Origin of the sequence: Halodesulfurarchaeum sp. (assembly GCF_036626455.1) — an archaeon.
GTDB lineage: Archaea > Halobacteriota > Halobacteria > Halobacteriales > Halobacteriaceae > Halodesulfurarchaeum.
Window position 1 is genome coordinate 1 of the sequence record NZ_JAZKRK010000020.1, and the last position, 15090, is coordinate 15090.

At 51.8% G+C, this 15090-nt stretch carries 15 protein-coding genes and 2 pseudogenes; 8 read left to right on the plus strand and 9 right to left on the minus strand.

Going from position 1 to position 15090, the window contains the following annotated elements; translation table 11 throughout:
• Nucleotides 1-248 precede the first annotated feature (248 nt).
• From V5A26_RS07330 to V5A26_RS07340, 3 genes and pseudogenes are all read right to left on the minus strand, one after another.
• Nucleotides 249-566: an ATP-binding protein gene (locus V5A26_RS07330; protein ID WP_332320914.1), complete on the minus strand. Its 318-nt coding sequence runs from the start codon at nucleotides 564-566 to the stop codon at nucleotides 249-251.
• A 19-nt stretch (nucleotides 567-585) separates the two neighbouring features.
• Nucleotides 586-1011 (minus strand): hypothetical protein, encoded by a 426-nt coding sequence (locus V5A26_RS07335; RefSeq protein ID WP_332322303.1) that lies wholly within the window; start codon nucleotides 1009-1011, stop codon nucleotides 586-588.
• A 10-nt stretch (nucleotides 1012-1021) separates the two neighbouring features.
• A pseudogene (locus V5A26_RS07340) lies at nucleotides 1022-1636 on the minus strand (histidine kinase N-terminal 7TM domain-containing protein).
• Nucleotides 1637-2415: 779 nt separating this feature from the next.
• On the opposite strand from V5A26_RS07340, the gene V5A26_RS07345 reads away from it, so the two are divergent.
• Nucleotides 2416-3321: an SDR family oxidoreductase gene (locus tag V5A26_RS07345; RefSeq protein WP_332320916.1), complete on the plus strand. Its 906-nt coding sequence runs from the start codon at nucleotides 2416-2418 to the stop codon at nucleotides 3319-3321.
• 148 nt (nucleotides 3322-3469) lie between these two features.
• On the plus strand, nucleotides 3470-3655 hold the full coding sequence (locus tag V5A26_RS07350) for a hypothetical protein (RefSeq protein ID WP_332320917.1): 186 nt from the start codon (nucleotides 3470-3472) through the stop codon (nucleotides 3653-3655).
• Between the two features lie 5 nt (nucleotides 3656-3660).
• On the opposite strand, the gene V5A26_RS07355 is transcribed toward V5A26_RS07350, so the two are convergent.
• The 4 genes from V5A26_RS07355 to bcp all read right to left on the minus strand — a co-directional run bounded on the left by V5A26_RS07355 (nucleotide 3661) and on the right by bcp (nucleotide 5587).
• Nucleotides 3661-4131, minus strand: a complete 471-nt coding sequence (locus V5A26_RS07355) for an FKBP-type peptidyl-prolyl cis-trans isomerase (protein WP_332320918.1) — start codon at nucleotides 4129-4131, stop codon at nucleotides 3661-3663.
• 55 nt (nucleotides 4132-4186) lie between these two features.
• A complete protein-coding gene (locus V5A26_RS07360) occupies nucleotides 4187-4426 on the minus strand; it encodes a glutathione S-transferase N-terminal domain-containing protein (RefSeq protein WP_332320919.1) in 240 nt (79 codons plus the stop codon).
• Nucleotides 4427-4454: 28 nt separating this feature from the next.
• Nucleotides 4455-4910 (minus strand): ferritin-like domain-containing protein, encoded by a 456-nt coding sequence (locus V5A26_RS07365; RefSeq protein ID WP_332320921.1) that lies wholly within the window; start codon nucleotides 4908-4910, stop codon nucleotides 4455-4457.
• A gap of 221 nt (nucleotides 4911-5131) precedes the next feature.
• Nucleotides 5132-5587 (minus strand): thioredoxin-dependent thiol peroxidase, encoded by a 456-nt coding sequence (gene bcp, locus V5A26_RS07370; RefSeq protein ID WP_332322304.1) that lies wholly within the window; start codon nucleotides 5585-5587, stop codon nucleotides 5132-5134.
• Between the two features lie 169 nt (nucleotides 5588-5756).
• Between bcp and V5A26_RS11425 the strand changes: the two are divergent.
• The 3 genes and pseudogenes from V5A26_RS11425 to V5A26_RS07380 all read left to right on the plus strand — a co-directional run.
• A pseudogene (locus tag V5A26_RS11425) lies at nucleotides 5757-5900 on the plus strand (ATP-binding protein); the annotation flags it as partial.
• A gap of 32 nt (nucleotides 5901-5932) precedes the next feature.
• Complete coding sequence (locus V5A26_RS07375) at nucleotides 5933-6061, plus strand: ATP-binding protein (protein ID WP_332320923.1); 129 nt, start codon at nucleotides 5933-5935, stop codon at nucleotides 6059-6061.
• 76 nt (nucleotides 6062-6137) lie between these two features.
• Nucleotides 6138-9173 (plus strand): FAD-binding and (Fe-S)-binding domain-containing protein, encoded by a 3036-nt coding sequence (locus V5A26_RS07380; RefSeq protein WP_332320924.1) that lies wholly within the window; start codon nucleotides 6138-6140, stop codon nucleotides 9171-9173.
• A 141-nt stretch (nucleotides 9174-9314) separates the two neighbouring features.
• On the opposite strand, the gene V5A26_RS07385 is transcribed toward V5A26_RS07380, so the two are convergent.
• Both V5A26_RS07385 and V5A26_RS07390 read right to left on the minus strand, forming a co-directional pair.
• Nucleotides 9315-10562, minus strand: coding sequence for an MFS transporter (locus V5A26_RS07385; protein ID WP_332320925.1), 1248 nt, complete (start codon nucleotides 10560-10562; stop codon nucleotides 9315-9317).
• A 487-nt stretch (nucleotides 10563-11049) separates the two neighbouring features.
• The gene (locus V5A26_RS07390) at nucleotides 11050-11730 is read right to left on the minus strand and encodes an SDR family oxidoreductase (RefSeq protein ID WP_332320926.1); all 681 of its coding nucleotides are present in this window, start codon (nucleotides 11728-11730) and stop codon (nucleotides 11050-11052) included.
• A gap of 131 nt (nucleotides 11731-11861) precedes the next feature.
• Here V5A26_RS07390 and V5A26_RS07395 point away from each other — a divergent pair, with 131 nt between their 5' ends.
• The 3 genes from V5A26_RS07395 (at nucleotide 11862) to V5A26_RS07405 (ending at nucleotide 14924) form a co-directional block, all read left to right on the plus strand.
• Entirely contained in the window at nucleotides 11862-12134 is a 273-nt protein-coding gene (locus V5A26_RS07395) for a GIY-YIG nuclease family protein (protein ID WP_332320927.1), read from the plus strand.
• Between the two features lie 499 nt (nucleotides 12135-12633).
• Nucleotides 12634-12798: a zinc-ribbon domain-containing protein gene (locus tag V5A26_RS07400; protein WP_332320928.1), complete on the plus strand. Its 165-nt coding sequence runs from the start codon at nucleotides 12634-12636 to the stop codon at nucleotides 12796-12798.
• A 392-nt stretch (nucleotides 12799-13190) separates the two neighbouring features.
• The gene (locus tag V5A26_RS07405) at nucleotides 13191-14924 is read left to right on the plus strand and encodes a sensor histidine kinase (protein ID WP_332320929.1); all 1734 of its coding nucleotides are present in this window, start codon (nucleotides 13191-13193) and stop codon (nucleotides 14922-14924) included.
• Nucleotides 14925-15090 lie beyond the last annotated feature (166 nt).

Consider the following 15090-nt stretch of genomic DNA (forward strand, 5'->3'; position numbering starts at 1 on the left):
AATGTAATTCTTTTTATAATTTGAGCGATGGTACTACCAATTGCGCTCCTTACAGTCTCCCCGTTTCAAATTATAAAAATCCTGGTCCGCGATACACAGTGCAATGGGTTGCAAAGATAGTTAGTTGATGGCTGGAACTTTGATCGTACCGACTGTTCCTGATGGTCATTTTTCCTCGAATCGAGTTGTCCCGTCACCCAGATCTGTCCCCCATTTGGGTATCCACAGTCCCAACCCGCTTGCGTGTTTCAGTAGTGATTCCATCCCTTCAGACAGAACGGAAGTTCGTGTTCTGAAATGCCAGGCCCGTTGTCAGCAATCGTGACATGAACGATTCCGTTATGGAGCGATGATTCAATTGTAACTCGCGGATTCTCGGTATCGTTGTGAACCATGGCATTTTCGATCGCATGTGTAAATACAGTCACGAGCAATTTATCGACAGTCACATTAGTTTCCGCAGGGTGATAATCGACTTCCACGGTTGGGTTTTCGGCTTGTAAATCTTTGATGCTCCCTTCAAGCACCGACCCAAGATCAAATGGTTCTCCGTCTTCCCGTGCCAATTAGAACAGTTCGATAGCATCACGTCCTTTTTGGCCAAGTGCTTCGTTTTTTTCTACACGTTTCTCTACTCTTTTTCCCGTTTTTTCCGCCCAAGCCGTCAGCGTATCCCAGTATAAGGTTAGCTTCTGTTCTGGTAGTATGACGTACCACCCGGTTCAAAACTTCCAAGCGTTGCTGTTGTCGAAGGTAATCGGTGACTTCATTGATCGTGATCACACGTCCGATCTGTTTTCCCCTTCTGGACGTAATTTGGGCAATTTCGACTTCAAATTCTTGATGATCGGTTTCCGTCTCGATCCTGAGATACTCCTGCAATGTGCCAGTTGACGGGAATTCACCGTAATTTGGAATGAATTGAGCGGCGGTTGATCCAAGAATTTCGGATCCGTCTTGCTGCAAAATTTCGAGGGCTTGCTCATTGATATCAATGATGTGGTCTTCCATATCCACGATGTTAGCCCCCCTCCTGGACTCCATCAAAGACGAACTTTCGAGCCCGTTTGTTCGGCGCCGGATTGGTATGCAGGAGATCGAATCTTCGGAGCGCGAGAAGATACACGACGGCTGAAACCGAAAAGGCAATCGGCGTTGGATCGAGTCCGGCTTTGAGGATTTCTGCTAGGTACAAAATGTTCGTCGTCTAGGGGACGAGAATCCCAACTATCAATGCAATTGCTTGTTTTCGGAATACGAAGGTTTGGCTCGCATTTAGATCGAAGAGTAGTATGGTCCCGGTCCCACCGAGGACGTAGGTGTAGATGGCAACTACCCGGTACCAAATTCCGCCAGTGTTGTTTTTCAAAATACCAGATTCATGAAACTCGCCAGCTTTGACTATCAATAAGTCTTGATACGGGCCCAAAGCGACCAGAATAATCGTCACTATTGGAATTAGCGAATAGAGTACCAAATATCGGCGTTTGAGAAATTCATCTCGCCCTGTATAATCGGGTGCAAACAGTAGCCAGCCCAGTGGAATCGCAACGCTACGATCCACATTAAGTTCGTCTACAGTAATTTCCCATCTACTGCTGGGGCCCTGAACCGAAAGACGAGTGATGTTGACCACCAGATCTGCCCAATTAATAGCAATACGAGGGGCCGAGCCCCTGGTTTCGATCCTTCCCTCCAAGGAAGGATAGCCGCGACTGTTCCAATACCGATAGAAAAATCAATCCTGTAAGAAGCGAAATCAGTGCCGCCACAGTATCAGTCGGTTCGGTCCGCACCTACACGAATGAGGCGACATACAGATGAGTTTGGGATTGGTGGATGTGGACCGGATAAATTGCTAGTCAGAGTGAAATTTATCCGTGATTCAGACAAACAAAACCCCGATCTAAAGCCCGACGACTAACACGTGGGTCATTTCTCCCACCATTTCGAGTCGTCTGTAATCTTCGATACAACCTACGAAATAGTTGAGTCCGAGGCAATACCCCGCCCGATGAGGAGGATCGCAGCGAACACAACTGAAAGATATTGACTAAATACCGACCCGAAAAGGAAGAGTATCAGCAGGGCGTTAATCAGAAAGAGTATATGACGGGTTCGCCGAACTCCGAGCACCGTCGGGAACGTCGAAATCTGTTCTGCGCATTGTCCAACCGATCACGAACTTTGGAAATTTCGGTATTGATGAAGATGTCGACTCTTAGGATTGATTTTATTAACATAAAGTTCGGCGGTTTAACCCCCCTGAACAACGGTTAGTTTTGTGTTTCTCACGAGCACTAGTTGAGAGAAAATATTGGAATGTGGGTACTGTATTGCTTTTACATCCCGGAGCACAATTACCTGTATGAATGAAAATACGGATATGAGAACGTCAATCAAAGGAGTCGGTCAATGAGAATTTGCATTGTTGGGTGTGGCTATGTCGGTCTCGAACTTGCCAGTCAACTGGCCGATCACAATCACGATGTAACCGGTGTGAGGCGTTCGGAAAGCGGTCTCAAGACGGTTGAATCCGTGAGTCCAAACGTCGATGCGGTTCAAGCAGACGTGACGAAACCCGAAACGCTAGCCGCGCTACCGGACGTTGATACCGTTGTTTTCGCTGCCAGTGCTGGTGGGAGAGGTGCTGACGCGGCCCGAAACGTGTACGTCGAGGGCCTCAAGAACGTTATCGAAGCGTATGGGACCCGCCAGAGTTCGCCCGACCGGCTGGTCTACACCTCATCAACCGGGGTTTATGGCGACCATGACGGGGCGTGGGTGGACGAAGAGACCGCGATTGATCCGACAACCGAAAAAACTCGCGTCCTCGCCAACGCGGAGTCCGTTGCCCTTGAAATGACAGAAGACTATGGTAAGAGCGGGACAGTCGTTCGATTCGGTGGCCTGTACGGCCCAGAGCGATATCGATTGGAAAGATATCTCAAAGGCCCCGTGACAGCCGGGTCTCTCAATATGGTACATCGGGTGGACGCCGCTGGAACAATTCGATACCTCCTGAGTGAGGAGCTCGCCCAGAATATGGTGGTTCTGGCCGTCGACGACGAACCAGTCGATAAACACGAGTTCGCCGACTGGCTTGCCGGCGAGTGTGATGTGAATCCGCCGGAAAAACAAACAGTATCCCAACGGATGGCAATAGGTAACCTCTCAGAAGCCGCAAGACGTCGGCTGCAGACGAACAAACGTTGTTGTAACGACCGTCTCAAAGCGTTGGGCTACGAGTTCCGCTATCCAACGTTCAGGCAAGGATACCGGAGCGCGATCGAGAACTACAGGTCCACTGAGGGAGCGTAACTCAGCCACTATTATTATACCCAAACAATTGGGCCGTTAGTACATCAATCGCTATAGATTAGTTTTCGATATGAGACATACTCAGGGTCATGAAGAGCTCCCTCCTACAGTCGAAGTGGTTTATCGGGAATTAGCGCGAAACACACCGATGACCCAACGCGATCTCATCGCATCGACGAACCTTCCGTTTCGGCCCGTGCGAGACGCACTTGAGCAGCTCAAGCAGCGAAATGATATCGAGGAGTTAGTATACTCGCATGGACGACTACGGCTCTATCTGCTCGAAGAATCGCGACCGGAATCTGCAGAGCAGGAAGTTCCGCAAATAGCCTAGCGGCTTTAGGAGACGGATTTGACTTCGATATCGAAGGTGAGGGTTTCTCCGGCCAGCCGGTGGTTGAAGTCCACCCGAACAGTCCCGTCTTCGACCCTCAAGATTTCAGCTACCGTTCCGTCAGCCGTTTTAACATACGCGCCCTCCTCGAGGAGGTCGTCGCCAAACTGCTCGCTGAGTTCGTCAGTCTCGAATACTCGAACCTGGTCTTCAGTCCACTCCCCATATCCTGTTTCCGGAGGAATGGTGACCGTGCCTGATTCGCCTTCTTCCATACCGAGCAGCGCGTCTTCTAATCCTTCGATGAAATCTCCCGTCCCGACATCTGCCGAAAGCGGTTCGAACGTCCGGTCGGGATCGTCCTCGAGGAGCCCCGCATCCTCGGCAACTGCTTTACGGGAAGTGTCGAAAACGGTGCCGTCCTCGTACCGGCCCGTGTACTCGATGGTTACGGAGTCGCCAGCTTGAATTGCCATATTTCTATCGCGGTAAAGGAGACAGAAAAACGATGCGGGTTTGCGCTATCCCAAGTTATCCGTAGATTCGGTCAAGGTACGCGACGATATCATCACTTTCCGGCATTCCGGTCACGCCGTTTTCGGTATCGACGAGCACTGGAACGCCCCGTTGCCCGCTCACTTCTTCGACAGTTGATCTATTCGTTCGTCGCCGTGGGACTTCGTGCCGTTCGTAGTCCAGTCCAAGTGCTTCGAGTTTGGACTCAACTTTCGCGCAATACGGACAGCCGGAGAGACTATAGAGTTCAAGCATCGTTACGAAGGAGGCTTTTTGTCGGATTTCAGTCGTTCTGGTACTCCTTCTCGAAGCCTCGGAACTCGGTTCGGTGGGCCTCTTCGTCTGCAAGAAGGGTCACCGCGAGATCTTCGGTCACCGGGTCATTGGCTGCCTCAGCGGCGTCAATGAGTGACCTGTACGTTTCGATGGCATCCGTCTCGGCTTCCAGGACCCCTCGAATGACCGACAGAACGTCCGTCGAGTCTTCCGGCGGTTGCAACGAATCTTGTCTGGCAGTGAAGTTCGCGGAACTCGGCGGTCGGGCGCCGAGTTGTTTCAGCCGATTCCCAAGCTGCTGGGAGTGATTGAGTTCCTCCTGGATGTCCTGCTGGAGGCTTTCCTTTATCTCTTCGGCCCGAACACCGTCGAGAATGATGGCGTTCGTCTGATAGTTCATGACCGTTTCGAGTTCGTCACCGTAGGACTTCCTGAGGAGTTCGATGACTTTGGATTCGCTCATACATGTTTTCTTAAGGCCACACAGGTTTAAGTGGGTAGGTATGTGAGGAGATTGCGGTATTCGTTGGAATGACACTTCTCTGGAACTTTGGGAGAGGAATTGTCGGTACCCTGGTGTTGGTGACAATCCTCGACTCGGAATTCCCATAAAACTATCTGCTGTTCGACACGTCAAACACTCCTCTGCAGGCGGGTTCTTCTCATTGATAGTATCCGTATTGGTCAGTCAATCACGGAAAGGACCTTCTCGCCGTGACCTTCCGGATCGACTCCTTCGAAAACCTCGATAATAGTCCCGTCCGACCCGACAACATATGTGTTTCTAAAGGTCCCTTCAACACGGTTTCCATAGACCGTCTTTTCGCCATACGAATCATAGGCCCTGGCAACGGTGCCATCCTTGTCACTCAGCAGGTGGAAGGGAAGGTCGTACTTCGCTTTAAACTCGGCGAGGTCCGCAAGCGGGTCGTCGCTGATTCCGAGTACCGCAACGTCTTGTTGCCTGTATGCGTTCCATTCGTCTCGGAAACTACAGGCTTCTGTCTTACACCCTGGGGTATCGGCTCTTGGATAGAAGTAGACGACGACTGCTTGTCCCTCGAAATCTCTGAGTGTGACTGTCTCGCCGTCTTGATTCGGCAATTCGAATTCCGGGGCAATTTCTCCTGTTGATAGCATACTTCTACTTCGGTCGGTAGACAGGAAGGGATTTTGGAGGGGGCGAGGACCAACACGAAATGGCTTGAATCGGAGTCGATTGGAAATCGATGATTTCCGTTCGAGTAACGACGCGGCAGTTATCACGATCTATGGCTCGATTCTCACTGTCGATGGTCTCGCCGATGACATGCTCGAATCCGTCATTCGGAACCTGCTGCACAATGCCCTCCAGCACAAGGACAAAGAAGCACCTGAAATCACCGTTTTGGGCACTATATCGGGGAATACGGTCGTAGTTGATATCGCGGACAACGGTCTAGGCGTTTCAGATAACCACAAAGCAGAACCTTCGAGCAGGGAGCGATGGGATTGGAAAGCACGGGCACCGAACTGGGACTGTACCTGGTCAAAACACTTGTCGATCGATACGGTGGAGACATTTCCGTCGAAGACAACGAACCGCACGGGGCCGTGTTCTATGTCGAGTTGTAGGTCACCAATTGACTCCGACGAAACCACGCGGCACGGAGTAAGATTCAGGGGCATGTAGGGGTGAGAAGTGACCAACATGGCACACTCCCTCAATGATCTCCCTGATCCCGCACTCGATGAGCGGGCAAACTACGATTATCAAAGCCAGGAGACCCTCGAAGAGGGGCTTGCGGGGGCACTTCGAGCTGTCGTTCGAGGGGAGGTGCGGTTTGATACATATTCCCGTCAACTCTATGCGACTGACGCGAGCATTTACGAGGTGCGACCGATCGGTGTCGTCAAGCCAAAACACACCGAAGACGTCGCCGCTGTCCTCGAATACTGTTTCGAACGGGACATCCCGGTGCTCCCGAGAGGGGGTGGGACGAGCCTCGCTGGACAGACGGTGAACGAAGCAGTCGTTCTCGATTTCAAGGCGCACATGAACGGGTTTCGGGGGCTCAACATGGAGTCCCAGACGGCCAGCGCTCAGGCCGGAATCACCCTCGCAGAACTCAACACGGAACTCGAATCAGCGGGACTCAAATATGCACCGGACCCGGCTTGGGGTGACAAGAGCGTTCTCGGCGGGTGTATCGGAAACAATTCGACCGGCGCTCATTCGTTACAGTACGACAAAGCTGACAAGTACATCGAATCGCTCGAAGTGGTGCTTGCGGACGGGACGGTCACCGATTTCGGGTGGATGGACCGTGCTGAGATCAGGACTGCAGGCGACCCGAATGGCGATCTCGAATCGCGGTTCTATGCTGAAATCGATCGTGTGCTTCGAGAGGACGCCGAGGCAATCGAAGCCAATTACCCGGACCTCACTCGGAACGTTTCGGGCTATAATTTTGATGTCCTGTTGGAGGAAGTCCGGACTCACGAGGCGGTCAACGTCGCTCGACTCTTCGCGGGAAGTGAAGGAACACTGGGAGTCATCACCCAGGCGAACGTTGCGCTGGAACCGATTCCGGAGACCACCGCAGTCGTCATGCTGGCCTATGCGGACATCTTGGACGCGATGGGGGATGTGGCGCCGATACTCGAACATGATCCGTCTGCAGTGGAGGTCATGGATGACGTGTTTCTGGACTTGGCAGCTGAAACGGATCGGTTTCAGGAGTTAATCGGACTGCTCCCTGATGGGACTGATTCGACCCTGTTGGTCGAGTTTTACGCCGAGTCCGAGCACGTGGCAAAAACCAAGGTTGCTGATCTGGTCGCCGACCGTGTTCCTGACGCTGAGACCGAGGCCAAGCCGTCTGCGGACCCGGCTACAACCCCAGCCCCAAAACGTGCCTTTGCCATGATGGAGGCACATATCGAGTCTAGACAGGCAGCATTTTGGAAAATGCGGAAGGCTGGGTTGCCGATTTTGCTCTCGAATACGGGTAACAACCGCCACTGGCCATTTATCGAAGACACTGCGATTCCTGCCGAGCACCTTCAAGAGTACGTTCGGGACTTTCAGAGCCTCCTCGATGAGTATGACACCTTCGCAACCTACTACGCTCATGCAGGCCCAGGGGTGCTTCACATTCGGCCGCTGCTCGATCTCTCGTCCGAGACTGGAATCGAGACCATGGCCGAGATTGCTGATGCAGTCACGGACCTCGTCATCAAATATGACGGATCAGTCTCTGGTGAGCATGGCGACGGGCGAGCGCGGACTCAATGGAACAAGAAGACCTACGGCGAGGATCTCTGGGACTCGTTTCGCTCGCTGAAAACGGCGATTGATCCGAAATGGATATTGAATCCTGGCCCTGTGTGTGGGGACGAGGAGGGGCCGACTGATTTAACTGCAAACCTCCGGTTTGGATCGGACCGAAGCACCGAGCTGCCCTTCGAACCGGAGTTAAATTGGGACAACGATCGGGGCTTTGTTGGGATGGCGGACCTCTGTCACGGGTGTGGTGGATGTACGGGCTTTCAAGAAACGACTGGTGGGGTAATGTGTCCGACGTATCGGGCCGCCGAGGAAGAAATCGTTAGTACCCGTGGTCGGGCCAACTTGTTACGTTCGACAATGAATGGCAGGCCCCCAGAGGAATTGTTCAATGAGGAATTTGTTCACGAGGTACTTGATCTGTGTCTCTCGTGTAAGGGCTGTAAGATTGATTGTCCCTCTGGGGTGGATATGGCCAAGCTGAAGGCTGATGTCCTCCATGAGTATCACGACCGCAACGGGGTAAAAACTCGAGACAAACTCTTCGCGAACGTCGAACAGGTACTCCGTACTGGGAGCAAATTGTCACCAGTTTCGAACTGGCTGCAGCAACTGCCCGGAATGTCATTCATCCAAGAACAGTTCGGAATTGCGGGGGAACGAACACTTCCCGAGATACAATCACGGACGTTTCAAACATGGTTCCACAATCGAGGTGGGTCCAAGGTTTCGCAAGGGGAGTCCGATCGATCCGCGGTTCTCGTTCCCGATCCGTATACGAATTACATGTACACCGACCGCGGGAAAGCGGCGGTGAAAGTACTTGAGGCAGCAGGTATCCACGTTACCGTTTCTACGGCAGTGACTGATAGTGGTCGGGCGGCGTACTCGAAAGCGCTCATCGAGACGGCTCGCGAGACCGCTCGAAACAACGTTGGGGTCCTTGCCTCGAAAGTTCGAGCTGGCTGGGATATTCTCAGTGTCGAACCCTCGGCATCGGTGATGTTTCAAGAGGACTACAACGATCTACTCTCCGGCCCGAACGTCCAAACCGTCGCCGATAACACCTACAGTGTGTTCGAATATCTGGATGTGTTCGGGCTCGAAGAGAACCTCGATGTTCGGGACTCAGAAGAGACGGTTACCTACCATGGGAATTGTATTCACAAAGGGACCGGTCGAGACACTCATGTCACCGAGGTACTGGAGCGACTCGGATTCGCTGTGGACGAACTTGATTCGACATGTTGCGGGATGGCCGGCAGTTTCGGCTATGAGGCGGAGCATTACTCGATGAGCACGACCCTGATGTCACTATTGGAGGGGCAAATCGAATCGAGTCCGGGAGACGACGTGGTTGTTACAGGCGCTTCCTGTACTATGCAGATTGGAGATATGCCGTCACGCGAGGCAAAACCCGATCACGCAGTAACGCGACTCGCAGAATTACTCAGGTGAAGCGGTATCATTGTCTCGTACTCCTCGCCGAAGCCGCCGACGAGTATGGGGATGATCTTGCCAGTCATGGAGCCATTACAACTGCTTATAGTAGTCAAGAGGCCATGATAGTAAGTCAACGCACTCCATACCAGCTTCTGGTCATCTCGCAATCGTGTACAGCAGCACGGCGAGCAAGACAGGAACGAAAGCGAACCCACTGAGGACGAGGAAAAACGTCCCTATGGAATAGGTTCCAAGCAGGTACCCACCGATCGCGATACTTCCGGCACCGATCCCAAACTCACCGAGATACGTTACCCCATAGGAGAGCCCCCGTGTTTCGACCGGAGTGTGGATTGCAACGGCCACCTGATACAGTGGCTGGACGAAGAACAGGAAGAACCCAAGCAGTACGCTCACCACGAGAACCTGAGCAAATCCGAACGCAGCGATTGGGAGAAAAAGCAAGGCAAAAAGTCCGAGGGAAAGAAACCCACCGGCGAGCCCCTTTTCGACAGCAAACCGTTCGGAGAATTTTCCCCCGGCCCATTGACCACCGATGCCAACGATCAGGAGTCCAACGAAGATGTAATCTCCCACGTTGATTCCGACCAATGATGCTTCGAGGGTGAGTGCCGTGATTTCTGGGAGATCTCGAAGGATCTGGGGAAGGTATGTCAGAATTCCCCGATAGAAGAGTCCGTCAAACGTAACGATTGCCAAAACGAGGGGGAAGAACGAATACAACAGTTCTCGGGCTTTTTCATGGAGTTTTGCGGGTGCCGCGGTGCCCTTCTCAGGTTCATCGGTCTCTCCGACTGCTGCTGTGGGGTTGAAGTCGATGGAGAGGCCGAAGAGGAATGCAACAAGTCCTGGGAGAGCGAGCGCACCGGCGACCACTCGCCAGTCGACGAACAACAGTAAAGTTGCAGCGACGAACGGGCCAAGTGCAGTCCCAATATTCCCTGCCATTCCGTGGTATGCGAAGATGGTCCCTCGGCGTTCGGTTCCGGTGCTGATCAGTGACATTCCGGCGGGATGGTAAATGCCCGCAAAGGTCCCCCAGATTGCGAGACTAAGCCCGACGAAATACACCGACGGTGCAAGGGAAAGCGTGGCGAATCCAACGGCCATTCCAGCAATACTGAGCAAGAGGACGGACTCTGACCCGAACCGATCAGCCAACAACCCACCAGGGAGTGAGGCGATTCCAATCGGCGCAAAGCCGATAGCTACAAGCAATCCAACGAGTTCGACTGAGGCTGGAAACTGGCGGATCCACATCACCAGGAGTATCGGAATCGCCATCTCGAACCAGTGAAAGAGCCCATGGCCGAGCATGGTGAACGCCGCGATCGAACGGTCGTTTTTGGTGAGGGTGGCTCCAATTCCGGGCACAGGGCTCACGATACAATCCTGTTCGAAGAGCGAGTAAATAGGTGTTGGATTTTCACCTGGTATGAGGGACTTAGATTATGATTACGACCCATTTCTCCCCCGTTATCAAACCCTGTTCTCATGGGGTATTCCGCGCGATAATCGCAAGATTGCGTCGGGTTGCCTGCTCCCGTCTGGTGGTTGAACTATCTGTAGGTTTAATGGTCCAGGAACATATTTTGCCACACATGGGCGTTGTTACGAAACTGGTTTCCTACGCCAGAAACCGGTCCGAGGCAATTGACGAGCCCTATGAATGTAAGTCATGTGGGAACCAGTTCTCCGAGCGGTATCATCAATGCCCTAACTGTGAAAGTTACCGGGTAGAACGAAGGGAGTGGCAGTTCGCCGAGTGAACTACCACGGGGTCAATCCCCGAGGCACTCGGCCTGTTCTACCTGTAGATTTTGGGCAGGGAATGTCGGTAGTTTCGTTACTTTTTGAATAAGCAGACTGGTTAGCGTGTCGCCTGCAACCAGTCCTTAATTCCAGTAACGCCGCCGTCGATCTTCTCTTTTGGGGCCGAATGAGCGGCCCATACATACATCGGCGCCACGTCAACAGGCGTCCGACCGAACTCTTTTTCGGTAAGTTGTGTCTGGACCTGCCCTGGATCGACGACCCCGACGACCTGATCGAGGTCCGCCGAAAACCCTCGAGCGATAGCCTCGGCAGCGGCTTTCGAGACGCCGTAGGATCCAGCCCCTGCGGTCGGTTCGCGGGCGGGTTTTCCGGAGGGCACCAGCACCCTGGCGTCTTCGGCTAAGTACGGGACTGCTTCACGGATTGTTGCGAACACCCCTTTGGCGTTTGTCGCGAGATGTTCGTCGAAACGTTCGTATGATTCCTCCGGTAGCGGCGTCTTCCCTGATGGTCCGTGATAGACCCCTGCATTTGGCACGAGGACGTCGATTTCGTTTAGCACCTCGCTTGCGACGGTCATCAGGTCCCGCACCGAACTCTCGTTTCTGACGTCGACTGAGACCGCCTCCGCTGGCAGTCCCGCCGCACGATCCTCAACTGCTGACTGATTCCGTGCTCCGATGACCAACTGGCCGCCGTTCTCGGCAAAGGCCTCTGTGACGGCCGCACCGATGCCCTGACTTGCGCCCGTAATCACCGCTGTGAATTTGCTCATGAGGACAATAAGACCTCATCAGTCATCAGCACTTCCGTACCCTGTAAAATTCTCCTCGAATGGCGACATCTGTGGGCTCTGTATCATAACGGAGGTTTTTGTAATCACAGCCGAAACCGTTACCGCGAGGAATGCACTATGTCTATCTCCTTGAGTGCGGTGACGGAACAATATATGCAGGGTATACTACGGATGTATCCCGGCGGGTTTCGGAGCATCAAAACGGCAATGGCGCGAAATACACGCGGAGTCGGGGTCCCTTGACCCTTCGCCGAGTGGAACGATTCTCATCACGGTCCGCCGCCCAATCGAGAGAATATGAGGTCAAACAGCTATCCCGTCAGGAGAAGTTGGTACTTCTTCCAAAGCACGGGGATCGGGTTCGGATTGGGGGTTCAGTGTAACATTCTGTACGTTCATTTCATGCGCGGATACCCGTCACATTCAGTCACTTTTCTCACGGCTTCCACATGGAAGAAGATGGGCATGACATTCCTGAATCAAAGTGAGAAGCGAGGATTATCCCCACGATGATCCGTGAATTCAGTTGTTCGTCGAGGCGAATCGATGCACCGAGGACCACGAAAATTGGGTGTGATGATGGACGTGACCGATGCGGCCACCGAGGTCTATTCCAGGCTTTCGAAGAAATTGGCGAAGTGAAGGCCTAAGGCAAGCCTCGTCACGACCGCGAAAAGCAGGTCTCGAAACGAAATCGAATGGAACCGCTTTTCGCGCGACCCCGTCAACTGATGCACACCAGGAGGGCTCACTAAACCGACCTAAATGCGGTGGTCTACCAACCGGTGGCGGTCACCAAACTTGATTCGTTCACTCATAGTCGTCAAATAGGAGCATATATCGACCCAACATCTATTCGGGTCCAACACATGTTATCCATCAGTGAATCTATTCAGGAAAGCCGGAGAGATGTTTGAAGAAACGAAACGGACGTTCATAGATGGTGAAAACATCGAGTTCGTCTGTCAGTCTTGTGAGACCCGCGTTGAGGAAAACTACGAGTTCTGTCCCCATTGTGGGGCGGAAATGGTTGAACGGGTTGAGTGATCAGTTCGGTTCACAAGGGGCAATCAATACCCAACATTCCCCCACAGACCATCACCGGGGCCATCTACATTTCAGGACTCCCAATTGGACCGCATAACCCGCGAAGGGTATGTCATGCCAAGATGAGACAATATTGTCGAGCCTGGTGATTATGTCGTAATATTGTTCAATAGCGATGCCGTTGAAGAAACGATGAAACAGGTCTGATCTTGGGGAAGGATCGCCAGTTCATTGTCCACAGCAGCGGGCCCAGCCGTCATTCTTGGATTATTGGTCGATGGATGGTGATATCCATTCTCGAGATATCCGCATTGGACCTACAATCACACAGAAAACCCCTTTGAATATCTACACCGCAAGTAGTAAAGGGAGAAATACCCTATCAAAATAAGGTGTTACCTCTTCTAATTTCTCTGTTACTTATTAGTGGGGTTTATCTAATCGTTTCAGTGATATTTATTCTCATTAAAGACAATAAAGTGTGGACAAAGTTCGGAGGGCCAATAGCGTTAATTGGACTAACCACCACAATTATTGGGCTGTTCGGGTTTCTTTCAGAGGGGTTCTTAGCAGGCACTTCGTATTATTCAAACATTGTATCGTTTGCTGCGTATCTTATCCCTCTGTTCGTGGCAATGTATGCGGTCATCTGGTTCATATTTATCAATCAATATATTGGAATACTGTCCACCGGACACGAGGCAATTCTTGCGCTCATTGCAGGTCCAATGCTTTTGGCGATGCCGTTGGGAACCACCTGGACGTACATGGATGGCGGATTCGTGGAGCCAATTGCAATATTTGCGTTATTTCCGGAGATTGTTCTGAAACTTAGTGCGTTTTTCGTCGCTCCGTTTCATTTTGCATTCACACTTGCGGGTCTCTTCGTGCTGATTTGGGGAGTGTATCAATATACTTTACCAACGGTTTCGTTCGCGGTTGCTCTTTTTGCCAGCGGGCCAATCTGGTATTTTACAATTTACATTGCCGCACCTGTCTTCGGGCTTCAAAGCTGGCTATTTCAGTTCGCCACAGCAGTTACCGGTTTGATAGGGCTTGTTGGAGTATGGTTTGTGATTTCCGAAGGGAGTCTAACCGATCAACGCCCCATAACAAGTAATATCGGACGAAATGCGGTCATCGAAGAAATGGACCAGCCAGTTCTGGTTTTAAACAGAGACTGGAATGTTGCTGATGTAAATCCAGCAGCCTCCCAAATATTTTCATTTACAAAAACCGAATTGTTGGGGAAACATATATCGGAATTACTCCCCGGCCGGGTCACTGCAGAACTCTCGGACTCCACTAATACACTCCGTGTTACGTTGGGAAAAAGCCGAAATTACGACATTCGGGTTTCAACGGTAACATCCGGACGCGGGACGGATGTTGGGAAAACATTAATTTTTACCGATGTAACCGAGCAAGAACGTCGCAAACAACAAGTCCAAGTCCTCAATCGGGTTCTTCGCCATAATCTGCGTAACAAAGGGACGACAGCACTCGGTTATGTAGATCTAATACAGAAGAGTGAATCGTACAACCCTGATCATATGGATAAATTATCCGCAGCAATTACTGAATTGGCACAAACTGGCCACCGAGCCCAGGAGGTCCAACGCATGATGTCAGCGGACCGATTACAAAACTTTCCGACGAAACTCACGGAGATAATCAACCAATCTATTAGATCTCTCCACGATGAGTTAGCTATTGATGTAACAATTGACGTGCCTGAGCACATCCAAGTTGTCGCGAATGAGCAGATCCTCGTTCCAATGATAACTGAGGCGCTACGGAACGCGGTCACCCACACTGATGATACATCTCCTCGTATATCCGTCTCGGAAAACGCTGTGGATGAACACGGTGAACTAGTGGTTTTGATAGAAGACGATGGTCCAGGCATTCCTCCTGAGGAGATCAAAGTTATACGAAAAGGCGAAGAGGACCCCTTAAAACACGGTAGCGGATTTGGTCTCTGGTTACTCCACTGGGGTGCTATCAAATTAGGTGGGTCAGTGAGTTTTCGGCAAGAAGGGGTAAACGAAACAGGGGTACGGTTTCATTTACCCGCTGATATCGTTCGTATCTCAGGAAATACGGTTTCAGAAGAGGCGATTTGAACCGACGCCAAGAAATATATGTTGTCCAACTGATCAGCCCTTCTCTTTTATCAGATCATCTGCTGAGGGGTATGGTGCGGAGTAGTAGCCATCGTTTTCCAGAATGCGGAATATGTGTGTTACAGACATTCGTTCGTTGTTCCGTGACCCAACTCAATTTTCGTGA